The organism is Paraburkholderia caffeinilytica (genome assembly GCF_003368325.1).
GTDB classification, from domain to species: Bacteria; Pseudomonadota; Gammaproteobacteria; order Burkholderiales; family Burkholderiaceae; genus Paraburkholderia; species Paraburkholderia caffeinilytica.
Genome location: NZ_CP031467.1, coordinates 1,022,356 through 1,035,410, shown reverse-complemented (window position 1 = coordinate 1,035,410; position 13,055 = coordinate 1,022,356). Strand labels below are relative to the sequence as shown.

Annotated in this window: 11 protein-coding genes, 3 tRNA genes and 1 pseudogene; 11 read left to right on the top strand and 4 right to left on the bottom strand. The window is 62.7% G+C overall.

Translation table 11 applies throughout. The features are described from left to right. Positions 1-41 precede the first annotated feature (41 nt). The 5 genes from era (at position 42) to nagZ (ending at position 4,180) form a co-directional block, all read left to right on the top strand. The gene (gene era / locus DSC91_RS20575) at positions 42-941 is read left to right on the top strand and encodes a GTPase Era (RefSeq protein WP_115780624.1); all 900 of its coding nucleotides are present in this window, start codon (positions 42-44) and stop codon (positions 939-941) included. Continuing rightward, positions 928-1,860, top strand: coding sequence for a DNA repair protein RecO (recO, locus tag DSC91_RS20570; RefSeq protein ID WP_115780623.1), 933 nt, complete (start codon positions 928-930; stop codon positions 1,858-1,860). The genes era and recO overlap by 14 nt, the downstream gene beginning before the upstream one ends. After that, the gene (pdxJ, locus tag DSC91_RS20565) at positions 1,857-2,621 is read left to right on the top strand and encodes a pyridoxine 5'-phosphate synthase (protein WP_115780622.1); all 765 of its coding nucleotides are present in this window, start codon (positions 1,857-1,859) and stop codon (positions 2,619-2,621) included. Before recO ends, pdxJ begins: the two co-directional genes overlap by 4 nt. A 16-nt stretch (positions 2,622-2,637) precedes the next feature. Further along, positions 2,638-3,081: a holo-ACP synthase gene (gene acpS / locus DSC91_RS20560; protein ID WP_115780621.1), complete on the top strand. Its 444-nt coding sequence runs from the start codon at positions 2,638-2,640 to the stop codon at positions 3,079-3,081. 70 nt (positions 3,082-3,151) lie between these two features. Next, on the top strand, positions 3,152-4,180 hold the full coding sequence (gene nagZ / locus DSC91_RS20555; protein ID WP_115780620.1) for a beta-N-acetylhexosaminidase: 1,029 nt from the start codon (positions 3,152-3,154) through the stop codon (positions 4,178-4,180). Between the two features lie 150 nt (positions 4,181-4,330). On the opposite strand, the gene DSC91_RS20550 is transcribed toward nagZ, so the two are convergent. The 4 genes and pseudogenes from DSC91_RS20550 to earP all read right to left on the bottom strand — a co-directional run bounded on the left by DSC91_RS20550 (position 4,331) and on the right by earP (position 8,514). Continuing rightward, a complete protein-coding gene (locus DSC91_RS20550; protein ID WP_115780619.1) occupies positions 4,331-5,713 on the bottom strand; it encodes a sigma-54-dependent transcriptional regulator in 1,383 nt (460 codons plus the stop codon). A gap of 308 nt (positions 5,714-6,021) precedes the next feature. After that, positions 6,022-6,228, bottom strand: a pseudogene (locus DSC91_RS20540) (CsbD family protein). Between the two features lie 281 nt (positions 6,229-6,509). After that, complete coding sequence (gene efp, locus DSC91_RS20535) at positions 6,510-7,067, bottom strand: elongation factor P (RefSeq protein ID WP_054036233.1); 558 nt, start codon at positions 7,065-7,067, stop codon at positions 6,510-6,512. 253 nt (positions 7,068-7,320) lie between these two features. Beyond that, positions 7,321-8,514 carry an elongation factor P maturation arginine rhamnosyltransferase EarP gene (gene earP, locus DSC91_RS20530; RefSeq protein WP_115780617.1) on the bottom strand — a complete coding sequence of 398 codons (1,194 nt, stop codon included), beginning with the start codon at positions 8,512-8,514 and terminating at the stop codon, positions 7,321-7,323. Positions 8,515-8,781: 267 nt separating this feature from the next. On the opposite strand from earP, the gene uvrC reads away from it, so the two are divergent. The 6 genes from uvrC (at position 8,782) to DSC91_RS38270 (ending at position 12,982) form a co-directional block, all read left to right on the top strand. Then, on the top strand, positions 8,782-10,980 hold the full coding sequence (gene uvrC, locus DSC91_RS20525) for an excinuclease ABC subunit UvrC (RefSeq protein WP_115780616.1): 2,199 nt from the start codon (positions 8,782-8,784) through the stop codon (positions 10,978-10,980). A gap of 254 nt (positions 10,981-11,234) precedes the next feature. Then, positions 11,235-11,828 carry a CDP-diacylglycerol--glycerol-3-phosphate 3-phosphatidyltransferase gene (gene pgsA, locus DSC91_RS20520; protein ID WP_028199185.1) on the top strand — a complete coding sequence of 198 codons (594 nt, stop codon included), beginning with the start codon at positions 11,235-11,237 and terminating at the stop codon, positions 11,826-11,828. 227 nt (positions 11,829-12,055) lie between these two features. Beyond that, a tRNA-Gly gene (locus DSC91_RS20515) sits at positions 12,056-12,131 on the top strand. Between the two features lie 62 nt (positions 12,132-12,193). Continuing rightward, positions 12,194-12,269: transfer RNA gene (locus DSC91_RS20510), tRNA-Gly, on the top strand. 104 nt (positions 12,270-12,373) lie between these two features. After that, positions 12,374-12,447: transfer RNA gene (locus tag DSC91_RS20505), tRNA-Cys, on the top strand. Between the two features lie 181 nt (positions 12,448-12,628). Beyond that, positions 12,629-12,982 (top strand): hypothetical protein, encoded by a 354-nt coding sequence (locus DSC91_RS38270; RefSeq protein ID WP_244218033.1) that lies wholly within the window; start codon positions 12,629-12,631, stop codon positions 12,980-12,982. The last annotated feature ends 73 nt before the right edge of the window (positions 12,983-13,055 follow it).

Sequence of the window (13,055 nt, the reverse complement as noted above, 5' to 3'; positions counted from 1 at the left end):
CCATTCCTCGCGCGTCGATCTGAACCTGCCGTAGCCCGAATATGAACGCTCCCACTCCCACTGGTTTTCGCTGCGGCATGGTCGCGATCGTCGGCCGTCCGAACGTCGGCAAGTCCACGCTGATGAATGCGCTGGTCGGCCAGAAAGTCAGTATCACGTCGCGCAAGGCGCAGACCACGCGCCACCGCATCACCGGCATTCACACGCTTGAGGACGCGCAGTACATCTTCGTCGACACGCCGGGTTTCCAGACCAGGCACAGCGGCGCGCTGAACCGTTCGCTCAACCGTGCCGTCACGTCCACGCTGACTTCGGTCGATGCGATCCTGTTTGTGATCGAAGCCGGCCGCTTCGGCCCGGATGACCAGAAGGTGCTCGATCTGATCCCGCCGTCGGTGCCGACGCTGCTGATCGCGAACAAGCTCGATCGCGTCTCGGATAAGGATTCGCTGTTTCCGTTCATGCAGCAGGTAGCGGCGTTGCGCCAGTTCAATGAGATCGTGCCGCTTTCGGCGAAGAATCAGGACGACATCAAGCGGTTGATGGAGACGGTCAAGCCGTTCCTGCCGGAAGGTGCGCCGATCTACGGGGAAGACGATCTGACCGATCGCAGCGAGCGTTTTCTCGCCGCCGAAATCCTGCGCGAAAAAGTGTTCCGCTGGACCGGGGACGAACTGCCGTACACGAGCACCGTGCTGATCGACAAGTTCGAAACCGAAGGCCGTCTGCGCCGTATTTTTGCGACCATCATGGTCGATCGCGATATGCACAAAGCGATGATCATTGGTCAGAAGGGCGCCAAGCTGAAGCAGATCAGCACCGAAGCGCGCCTTGACATGGAAAAGCTGTTCGACGGCCCGGTGTATCTGGAAACCTTCATCAAGGTGAAGAGCGGCTGGGCTGACAACGAAGCCGGACTCCGCGCGTATGGGTACGAATGACGCGTGGATGACGCTGAATTCCGACGCTGACCCGGACGACTCGGCGCCGGCTGAGCCGGCACGCGAGCCGTCCAAACCTGCTCGCAGTAGCAAAAAAGCCTCATCGAGTGGCAAAAGCGCTCAGGCTGCTCAAAGCGGTGCTCAAAGCGCCGAAGGCGAGCCGCGCAAAGCGCCGGCGCGGCGGGCGCCTCGCACTTCTGCTTCCGATTACCGGATCGCGGAGCAACCCGCCTTTGTCCTGCACAGCTATCCGTACCGCGAGACCAGCCTGATCATCGACGTGCTGTCGCGCGATCACGGCCGTCTCGCGCTCGTCGCGAAGGGCGCCAAACGTCCGCACTCCGCTTTGCGCGGCGTGCTGCAGACGTTCCAGCCGCTCGCCTTGTCGTGGTCCGGCAAATCCGAAGTGCGCACGCTGACCGGCGCCGAATGGGTCGGCGGCATGTTGCCTTTGGCGGGCGACGCGCTGCTCTGCGGTTTCTACGTCAACGAACTGTTGGTCAAATTCTGCGCGCGCGAAGATCCGCATCCGCAACTGTTCCATCACTACGTCGTGACGATGACGCGCCTCGCGCATGACGAACCGCCCGTGCAGGTGCTGCGTTCGTTCGAACGCGTGCTGCTGCGCGAGACCGGCTATGCCATGGCGCTCGATCGCACCGTCGCGCGCAAAGCCGTGCAGGCCGACGGCCGCTACGTGTTCGACCCCGAGCGCGGCGTGCGCGAAGCATCCGACGATCTGCCCGCGCAATGGCCGGTGATCGCAGGCCAGACCTTGCTCGATATGGAAAAGGACGATTACCATCGAGCGCAGACTGTGGCGCAAAGCAAAACGCTGATGCGTTTTCTACTCAACACGTATCTTGGCGGCACGCCGCTCGCGACACGCCAGATACTGATCGACTTGCAGAACTTATGAGCTTCTTTCTTACGTCGCCGAATGTGATTGACCTGGGCGTGAACATCGATCACGTCGCCACGCTGCGCAACGCGCGCGGCACGTCCTACCCCGATCCGATCCGCGCCGCGCTGATGGCGGAAGAGGCCGGCGCCGACGTGATCACGCTGCATCTGAGGGAAGACCGCCGCCATATCGTCGACGCCGACGTGCGCAAGCTGCGGCCGCTGTTGAAAACGCGCATGAATCTGGAATGCGCGGTCACGCAGGAGATGCTGGACATCGCGTGTGAAGTGCAGCCGCACGACGTTTGCCTCGTGCCGGAAAAGCGCCAGGAACTGACCACTGAAGGCGGTCTCGACGTCGCCGGCCAGTTCGAAGCCGTGCGCGCCGCATGCAAGCAGCTCGCCGACGCGAACTCGCGCGTGTCGCTCTTCATCGATCCGGACGAAACGCAAATCCGCGCGGCGCACGAAGCGGGCGCACCGGTGATCGAACTGCACACGGGCCGCTATGCTGAAGCGCACGATCCTGCCGAACAGCAGCGCGAATATGAGCGCGTGGTGCGTGCCGTCGAGTTCGGTGCGACGCTTGGCATCAAGGTCAATGCGGGGCATGGCCTGCACTACACCAACGTTCAGCAGATCGCTGCGATCGAAGGCATCGTCGAGCTGAATATCGGCCACGCGATCGTCGCGCATGCGATCTTCGCCGGCTGGGACAACGCTGTGCGCGAGATGAAGGCGATCATGGTCGCCGCCCGTCTCGGCGCAAGCGCTTAAAGCCGCGGCGGCGCCCATGGCGATCCACGGCATCGGTACGGACATCGTTCAGGTCAGCCGCGTGGCCGCGGTGATGACCCGCACCAACGGCCGCTTCGCCGAGAAGGTGCTCGGCCCGGACGAGCTGCGCGTGTATCACGCGCGCAACGCGCGTTCGGCGGCGCGCGGTCTGGCATTTCTCGCCACGCGGTTTTCGGCCAAAGAAGCCTTCTCGAAAGCGATCGGCCTCGGCATGCGCTGGCCGATGACCTGGCGCGCGCTGCAAACGCTCAATAAACCGAGCGGCGAACCGATGGTGGTCGCATCGGGCGAGCTGGCCGAATGGCTCGACGCGCGCGGCATCACGGCGCGCGTGACGATTAGCGACGAACGCGACTACGCGGTGTCATTCGTGATTGCGGAAACCGGGGAAGTGGCGCGAGGGCCGGACTCCCCGCACGCACCCGCCAACGACGAATAAAAAATATTCTGAACACGGTGCACGTCGGCCGTGTCTCTCTTTGTCTCAAGCTTCTTTCTAGCGGAATTCGATGAAAACCACTCCTGGGCCGGTCATGCTCGACGTCGTCGGCAAAACGCTGAACGACGACGATAAACGCCGCCTTGTCCATCCGATGACTGGCGGCGTGATCCTGTTCGCGCGCCACTACGAGAGCCGTGCGCAATTGATCGCGCTGACCGATTCGATCCGCGCGATCCGCGACGACCTGCTGATTGCCGTCGATCACGAGGGTGGCCGCGTGCAGCGCTTTCGCAGCGACGGCTTCACGGTCTTGCCGGCGATGGGCAAGCTCGGCACGCTCTGGGACAGCGACGTGTTGCACGCCACCAAAGTGACGACCGCGGTTGGCTATATCCTCGCGGCCGAGTTGCGCGCGTGCGGCATCGATATGAGTTTTACGCCGGTGCTCGATCTGAATTACGGCCAGTCGCAGGTGATCGGCGACCGCTCGTTCCACCGCGATCCGCGCGTCGTGACCTTGCTGGCGAAAAGTCTCAACCACGGCCTCGCATTGGCCGGCATGAGCAATTGCGGCAAACATTTTCCAGGGCACGGCTTCGCGCACGCGGATTCCCACGTCGCGATGCCGGTCGACGACCGTTCGCTCGACGAGATCCTGCGCAACGACGTGGCGCCGTACGACTGGCTCGATGTGTCGCTTGGGGCCGTACTGCCCGCCCATGTGGTTTATCCGCGGGTCGACTCGAAGCCCGCGGGCTTCTCGCGTGTCTGGCTGCAGGACATTCTGCGCAAAAAATTGCGCTTCGAAGGCGCGGTCTTCAGCGACGATCTTTCGATGGAAGCCGCGCGCCAGGGCGGCACGCTGACGGAGGGGGCGACCGCCGCGCTGCAGGCCGGTTGCGACATGGTGCTGATCTGCAATCAGCCGGACGAAGCGGAGAAGGTGCTGGATGCGCTGCGCTTCACGCCGTCGAAGGAGTCGCAGCAGCGGCTCAAGCGCATGCGGCCGCGCGGCAAGGCGCTGAAGTGGAGCAAGCTCGTCGCCGAGCCGCAGTATCTGCAGGCGCAGGCCTTGTTGCGGAGTGCGTTTGCGTGAGCGAGCGGTAGCGACCGATCGCAATCGATAGCAATCGATAGATCGCGGATCGGCAACTCAAGCATTTGCATCGAAAAAAAACGGCGCCTTTTTCACAAAGGCGCCGTTTTCTATTCAAGCCCGGCCCGCTGTAAAGCCGGTCTCATCCCGTCAGTTCAAGCGCATCCGCTGCAACTTGTTGTACAGCGTCTTCGGACTGATCCCCAGCAGTGACGCTGCGCGATGGCGCGTGCCGCCGACCGCATCGAGCGTGGCGCGAATCAGCATCTCCTCGACGTCCGCGAGCGGGGTGCCGACGGTGACCTGCACGCGGCTGCCGTTCAGATCGAGTCCGTTCACCGAGCCCGCTTCGTCAGCACGCAACGATTCCAGCACGTCGCCCGACGCGTGATACGCGCGGCGCACGCGTTGCTGCAACTCGCGCACATTGCCCGGCCACTCGTACGCGAGGCACTCGCGCAGGAAGTTCGGCCCGACCTGCTTGGCCGCTTCCGGGGTGCCGCGCGTGGCCGCTTCGTGATTCAACTCGTCGACGACGGCTTGCGCGATCAGCGTTGGATCGTCGCCGCGCTCGCGCAACGGCGGCAGTGATAGGGCGGCGGCTTCGAGACGCAGCGCGAGGTCTTCGTGCAGGCTGCCGTCCGCGACTGCCGCGCGCGGGTTTTTGCGCGTCGAGGCGATCAGCCGGAAGTCGGTCGCCACCTGATTCGTGCCGCCGACCCGCATGAAAGCCTGCGAATCGAGGGCGCGCAGCAGCGCTTCCTGCTGGGCGCGTGGCAGTTCGGCGATTTCGTCGATGAACAGCGTGCCGCCGCTGGCCTGCTCGAACAGGCCCGGCTCGCGTTGTTCGGCGCCACTGAACGCGCCGCGCTCGTGGCCGAACAGCATGCTGTCGAGCGAGCGGTGCGCAGAGGCGCTGGCTGCCGTCCGGCAGTCGAACGTGATGAACGGTCCTTTGCGGCGCCGGCTCATGTCGTGCAGCGTGCGCGCGGCGATCTGCTTGCCCGTGCCGGCTTCGCCTGAAATCAGCACCGCGGCTTCGGTCGGCGCGATATGTTCGATCGTGTCGTACACATGCTGGATCGCACCGCTGCGGCCCAGTAACGCGCCGAAACGGCCGAGGCGGCGCAGCGACGTGCGCAATGTCTGGACTTCTTCGGTCAGCTCGTATGGACGCGGGATCCGGGCGAGCAGACTGCGCAGGCGCGGGATGTTGACCGGTTTGAGCAGGTAGTCCCAGATGCCGTGCCGCAGGCCCTCGATCGCGCTCTCGACCGTCGCATTGCCGGTCATCACGATCACGGGCAAGGCACCGCCGGGCGGATGCGCCGGCAGATGCTGCAACACGTCGAGCCCGCTGCCGTCCGGCAGATTCAGGTCGACCAGCACGACGTCGGGGATGAAGCGTGTCAGCGCCGCCCGGGCCTCGGCGATGGTGGTCGCGGTGTCGACGGAGAAGCCGTCGGCGGCGAGGATGGCGGACAGGCCTGACAGGCTATTGGGATCGTCTTCAACAATCAGGGCATGTGGCATGGCGAGCGCTATTTTTTAGATGGACGGAATACCCGATACGTCGCGCCGGTACTTCGGCGCGCGACACGGGCGCGATGGCTGGCCGGTACCGCCGGTCGAATGCCGCACCGCGTGGGCGGCGTCTGCCAGGCCGCTGGACAACCGCGGGCCGATTGGCATGGACGCGGCGCAGGGCGTGGAGCACCGCCTGCAAGCGGAGTTGGGGTGATTCGACTCACGGCGTTCTGGTCCTTTGCTTTTCAGTGGATGCCCGCCCAGACGCCACGTGGCATGTGGGCAGGACACCTGCAATTCCTTCATTCGACCGGTCAGAAATGGCGATTACTGTCGAAGAAGCGTTGTGCCTCAAGCTCCGCTTGCTCGCGGGTCTTGCCGTACCGCTCCCGGATCAGCCCGGTCAGTTAGACGACGCGGCCTTCCGCCTGGGTCAGCTCGTCGTCCGTCAATTCTCCCCATGCTGTCTTGGCCTTGCCGAGCATTTGCTTCCACTTGCCTTCAGCGATGTCGTTATTCATGCCGCATCTCCGGAGTTGGGAAATAAAGCCTTATCAGCCTGTATCCAGTAGAAGCATGGACTGTGCCCAAGCCAATTACTTAAGCTTATCAATGGTTTGTTAGACCCAAGACAGGCAAAGAGGAGGAACGGACAGGCATTTTTGAGAAGCGGCCGGTAAAGATTTCCACAACCATACACGGTGGCGCAAAAAAGAAAAAGCGCCCAAAGCGGGCGCTTTTTTTGCCGTTTATTTTTCGCTGCGCCGGACTTGCTCCAGCGCGCGATTCAGGCTGCAGGCGCTTAGGCGCGGCTGCGGTACTCGTGCGTACGCGTGTCGATTTCGATCTTGTCGCCGATGTTGCAGAAGAGCGGCACTTGCAGTTCGAAACCGGTGGTCAGCTTGGCGTTCTTCAACACCTTGCCCGACGACGTATCACCCTTGACTGCCGGTTCCGTGTAGATGATTTCACGGACCAGCGTGGTCGGCAGTTCGACCGAGATGGCTTTCTCGTTGTAGAAGACGACTTCGCAAGCCATGCCGTCTTCGAGGTAATGGAGGGCGTCGCCCATCATTTCGCCTTCGACTTCGAACTGGTTGTAGTCGGCGTCCATGAACACGTACATCGGATCAGCGAAGTACGAGTACGTGACTTCCTTGCGCTCCAGCACGACGACGTCGAACTTGTCGTCTGCCTTGTACACGCTTTCCATGCCTGCGCCGGTCAGCAGGTTCTTGAACTTCATCTTCACGACGGCGGAGTTGCGGCCCGACTTGTTGTATTCGGCCTTTTGCACGACCATTGCGTCGCTGCCGATCATCACGACGTTACCGGTGCGGAGTTCCTGTGCGGTCTTCATAAAACTGTCCTGTACGAAATAAGTAGCTTCAACTTTTGCTCAACGGCATACGGCGCAAGCGGGTCGGCCTGCTGGGTTTGCCTTGCGAATTGGTCTGGCCCGTGAGTCTGGCCCCTTAGTTTGGTCCTTCAGCCTTGCCTCTTGGCCTGGCGAATTTTGCAAGACGAATCTGTCGAATTTGCCAAACCCATCTGCCAAACCCCAAGTCGCCACGATCAGGCCGCGCTTGCGTTGTCGACCGTTGGATAACCGCTTATTTTAACTGAGTTTTTGCGAACAAGGCCAGATTTCCGGCGAGGTCGCCCACTTGGGCCAGTTCGCCGGCCCATTCGGCCGCCCGCTGCTTCAGCGCCGCGCGGTGGCGCTGGAATTCCGCCCAGTCGGGCCGGCCCGCGCCGTTCCATGCGTGCCAGAAGCGCGCGAGGGCGTCCCGCGCGTCGGCGGGCAGCGTGCGGGCGTAGTGGGCGAGTGCGGCATCGAGCTTTGGCAGATGGGCGTCGTCCGCTTGGGGGTAGATGTGCCAGATAAAGGGTTTGGCGGCCCATTGAGCGCGCACGAACGAATCTTCGCCGCGCACGAAATTGACGTCGCTGGCCCATAGCAGCGTGTCGTACCCCGGTTGCTCGGTGAAGGCGAGCGCGTGGGCCCTCAGGCCGCCGCGCTCGGCGTGCGAACCGGCGGCGAGCGCAGGCAGCCCGAAAAAGCGCGCGACCGCACCCGAAATGCGGCCTTCCGGCACGAGCAGAACGACCGGTTCGGCGCTGTCGCGCCACTGCTCGAGCAGACTGTCGACAGCGGGGTTTTCGTAGGCGAACAGCGAGACGACCGTGGCCGTAGCCGGTGGCGGCGCGCGGCCGGTGGTCTGCAGCCACCACGCCTCGCGCGCCGTTTGCGATGCTTCGAAGGCCGTGCGTGCGGTGTCGAGATGCCGTTCCTTCAGCACGCCGCCGGTGCCGGGGCCGAGCCCCGGGAAAAAGAAGGTCTTGGTCAGCGGGTAGCGCGGATGCGGCGATGGCCGCAAATGGAAATCCGCGACCCAGTCTTCAGCGCTCAGATACTCGAGGTTGAACCAGACCGGCGCGCGCTCGCGCCGCGCCATCGCGGCGACGTAGATCGGCGGCAACTCGCAGGCGAATGCTTCGATCACAACGTCAGCCAGTTCGAGCGTATCGCCCGCGTGGGCCGGCTCGTGCCAGTGTTCGATGACGATACCGCCAACCACCTGGCGGGCGCGATCCAGCGCCAGCGACGGGCACAGTTTCTGGAACGCATGCAGATCGTCGACGAACACGCGCACCTGCCAGCCGTGTTCGCTTGCCAGCTGGCGAGCGAGACGCCAGCACACGCCGATATCGCCGAAATTGTCGATCACCGCGCAAAAAATATCGCAGGCGATGGCTGTGGGTGCGGCAGCGGATTGTTCGGAAGGTGGCGTAGCGGAGGACATGGTGGCGAAGGTCGCGGAGTTGAGCGGGTGGCGTGGTTGGGTTCGACAGTGCCTGGCTGACGGGTGACGCAATCAGGTTCGGCCGCTGGCTTCCTCCGCTGCATCGCCTGATTCGATGCCATTCGATACGACAGGTTCGAACGCACGCGGAATGCTCTAAACTGGCGATTCTAAAGCACTCGTTCGCGGTTTCGCACCTAAGTGACTTCTCGGCGCGCAGCCCGTGGGCAGAGGCTTCGCGACACTGTCCCAGCCAATCGATTCTGCATGACCGAACCCGAAGCAACTGACGTTTTCGAGCCGAAAAAAGTGCTCGCCCAATTGCCGCATCTGCCCGGCGTCTATCGCTATTACGATGCGCAGGGCACGGTGCTTTACGTCGGCAAGGCGCGAGATCTCAAGAAGCGCGTGTCGAGCTACTTCACGAAGACGCTCCTGTCGCCGCGCATCGCGATGATGGTGACGCGCATTGCGCGCGTCGAGACGACCGTCACGCGCTCCGAGGCCGAAGCGCTGCTGCTCGAAAACAACCTGATCAAGGCGTTGGCGCCGCGTTACAACATCCTGTTTCGCGACGACAAGTCGTATCCCTACCTCAAGCTCACCGGCCACAAGTTTCCGCGCATGGCGTATTACCGCGGCTCGGTGGACCGCAAGAACCAGTACTTCGGTCCGTTCCCGAGTGCGTGGGCAGTGCGCGAGAGCATCCAGATCCTGCAGCGCGTCTTCCAGTTGCGCACATGCGAGGACTCCGTGTTCAACAACCGCACGCGGCCGTGTTTGCTGCATCAGATCGGCCGCTGTACGGCGCCGTGCGTCGCGGCGATCAGCGAAGAGGACTACGCGCGCGACGTCGCCAACGCATCGCGCTTTCTGCTCGGCCGGCAGGGCGAGGTGATGAAGGAGCTCGAGCAGAAAATGCATGCGTTCGCGAGCGAGCTGAAGTTCGAGCAGGCTGCGGCGGTGCGCAATCAGATGAGTTCGCTGTCGACGGTGCTGCATCAGCAGGCGATCGAAGTCGGTGGCGATAGCGATGTGGATATTCTCGCGGTGGTCGCGCTCGGCGGGCGCGTGTGCGTGAATCTCGCGATGGTGCGCGGCGGACGGCATCTGGGAGACAAGGCGTATTTCCCGGCGCATGTGGAAAGCGCATTGACGGTTGGCGAGGGCGGGCTGGAAGAGGGCGACCACGAGCTGTTGGTCGATGCCGTGAGCGCCGCCTCGCTGTCCGGCGAGGCCGCAACCGGAGCGAACGCTTCGTCCGATGCTGCTGATGCGCTTGCACTAGCCGGGGAGATGCCGTCCGAAGAGAAGGAGGGCGAGCGAGATGCTGCTGTCGAGGCTGAAGGTGAGGAAGAGGATACGTCCGACTCCGAAGTCGAGCCTTCGGCGCGACGCAAAGGCCGTGCAACTGTCGGCGGCATCGAATCCGAAGTCCTTGAGGCGTTCATCGCGCAACACTACCTCGGCAATCGCGTCCCGCCGGTGCTCGTGGTCAGCCACGCGCCGGCCACGCGCGAACTGGTCGATGTGCTGATCGAGCAGGCCGGCCACAAAGTGACGGTGCTGCGCCAGCCGCAAGGTCAACGGCGCGCCTGGCTCGCAATGGCCGAGCAGAACGCGCGGCTCGCGCTTGCGCGCCTGCTCTCGGAACAAGGCTCGCAGCAGGCCCGCACGCGCGCGCTCACCGACACGCTCGGCATGGAGTATGACGACCTCGCGCATCTGCGTATCGAGTGCTTCGACATCAGCCATACGATGGGCGAGGCGACCCAGGCGTCGTGCGTGGTGTATCACCATCACAAGATGCAATCGTCCGAATACCGGCGCTACAACATCACCGGCATCACACCGGGCGACGACTACGCGGCGATGCGCCAGGTGCTCACGCGCCGCTACGAGAAGATGGTCGCGCAGGCGGCTGCGAACGCCGCGGACGAGGCCGCTGAATTGCAAACAGACGCGGCCGCGGATCCGTCGCTCGCGCCGGATGCAGCGGAACCGGCGGCGGCCGGCGGCATCCTGCCGACTATCGTGTTGATCGACGGCGGTAAGGGGCAGGTCGAAATCGCACGCCAGGTGTTCACCGAACTGGGTCTCGATACCGGCATGCTGGTTGGTGTCGCGAAGGGCGAGGGGCGCAAGGTCGGTCTCGAAACCTTGATTTTCGCCGACGGCCGCGCGCCGCTCGAACTCGGCAAGGAAAGCGCGGCGCTGATGCTGGTCGCGCAAATCCGTGACGAGGCGCACCGTTTTGCGATCACGGGCATGCGCGCGAAGCGCGGCAAGACACGCCAGACCTCGCGGCTCGAAGAGCTCGAAGGGGTGGGCGCGAAGCGGCGTCAGCGACTGTTGGCGCGCTTCGGCGGTCTGCGTGGGGTGGTCGCGGCAAGCGTCGAGGATCTGGCGAGCGTCGAAGGGATTTCGCAGGCGCTTGCCGAGCAGATCTACCGGCAGTTGCACTGATCTCGGTACGCCACGCTGCATAGGGAGCGGCAAGTCACCCGTCAAGAAGCGACTGGGAGGCGCCCGGCAAGCGGTTGACAGGCGGTTGGCAGGCGATTGGCAGGCGCTTGAGAGGCGCCGCAAAAGCGGCCAGCAGACGACTGACAAGCGGCACCCCGGCATCGCGTGTGCCCGGTCCTGCGCGCCGCTTTGCTTGTGGCAGGCCCTGTGACACGGCACAATTGCATCTCCCTTGTCAGACGCTGCGCCTGCCCATGCCGTTTAATTTCCCGATTTTCCTGACTTGGCTGCGGATCGTCCTGATTCCGCTCGTCGTCGGCGTGTTCTATTTGCCCGACATGATGATGAGCCCGGCACACCGCAATCTGGCGGCCGCGACGATCTTCATTCTGGCGGCGCTCACCGACTGGTTCGACGGCTTTCTGGCCCGCAAATGGAATCAGACCTCGGCGTTCGGCGCGTTTCTCGATCCGGTCGCCGACAAGCTGATGGTGACGGCCGCGTTGCTGGTGCTCGTGCAATTGGCACGGATCGATTCGGCGATCGCGCTCGTGATCGTCGGGCGCGAGATCGCCATCTCGGCGCTGCGTGAATGGATGGCGCAGATCGGCGCATCGAAGAGCGTCGCGGTGAATTCGCTCGGCAAGTTCAAGACCGTGTGCCAGATGGTCGCGATTCCGATGCTGCTGTTCTACGGGCCGTTGCCGTTCGGTGGCGGTGTTTCCGTGGATACGCGTGTGTGGGGCCTGTGGCTGATCTATCTGGCCGCGTTCCTGACGATCTGGTCGATGCTCTACTACATGAAACTCGCGTGGCCGCAGATCCGCGAGCGGGGGGGCGTTGCCTGACTGGAGAACGACCGGAGCGTGACGCGAAGGCGACTAAAGCGTGTCCGAACGTCCCCGAAGCATGAGTGAAATCTTTTCCGTTAAAGACATTCGCAAAAGGGGTTGACACGTTTCAGTCGTTTCTCCATAATCTCGTTTCTCCGATGCACGCAGTTCGAAACGTCGGTGGCAGTAAGAGCGTAGTTGCAGTAACTACGCAGAAGTTAGTAGGGTAAAAGCAGCACAATGCGGGAGTAGCTCAGTTGGTAGAGCGCAACCTTGCCAAGGTTGAGGTCGCGAGTTCGAGCCTCGTCTCCCGCTCCAAATTTTGAAGCAGCGCGTTGTTTGGCGAAGTAAAAGTGCAAGGCGTTGTGAAGTAGGGCAATGCGGGAGTAGCTCAGTTGGTAGAGCGCAACCTTGCCAAGGTTGAGGTCGCGAGTTCGAGCCTCGTCTCCCGCTCCATACATAAGGGGAAGCAACGCTTCCCTTTTTGTTTGGTGGGCCGGTCCTTCCGGTTGCCCACCAGGCAAATCTGAGAATCTGCAGCTAGGTTCCAGTCCGCTTGCGGCGCGATAGCAAAGCGGTTATGCAGCGGCCTGCAAAGCCGTTTAGGCCGGTTCGACTCCGGCTCGCGCCTCCAGTAGTTGATGTAAAGAAAAGCCCCGACTTGTCGGGGCTTTTCTTTTTTCGGCGGCGTTGTCGTTGATATCAACTCGGGGCGGATCACTGCGGGGAGGCGTGTTCCAGTGCGCCGTCCCTCTCGCGCCGGCCCATGCGCGCATTCCTGCCTGCATGACAATCTGTCACCGATCTCGTGGGTCTTGCGATCCATCGTGCTCGCGTCGGAAAAGAAATTTTCAAGTATCGAAATCGTCGCGGAGCACGGTGCCGGATTGCGCTACGCCGTGGTGGGAAAATGCCGCGCTTGTCGCCAGCATGAAATGTCGATTTACCAACGGCTTCTCAGGTACTCTCAATTCCGTTCCTTCGCCATGATCACTCAAGCACGGAAAACAGGTCCTGCCCAGGTGACAGGACACACCTATAAAGCGTTCTGGTATGTGTTTGAGATTGGCCGCTGGGTGGAATCAGTGGAAGAATATTACGGCAGCAATGGCGTGCGAAACGAGCGCTATACGGCTGAACCGGAGTCGTTCAAAAGAAGCACGGAATGATTGGAACGCGCGCGCGCCGGCCCGCCGCGCTGCGTGCCGTCGATTGAATTGCCCGATTGCCTCTTTGCGCAAT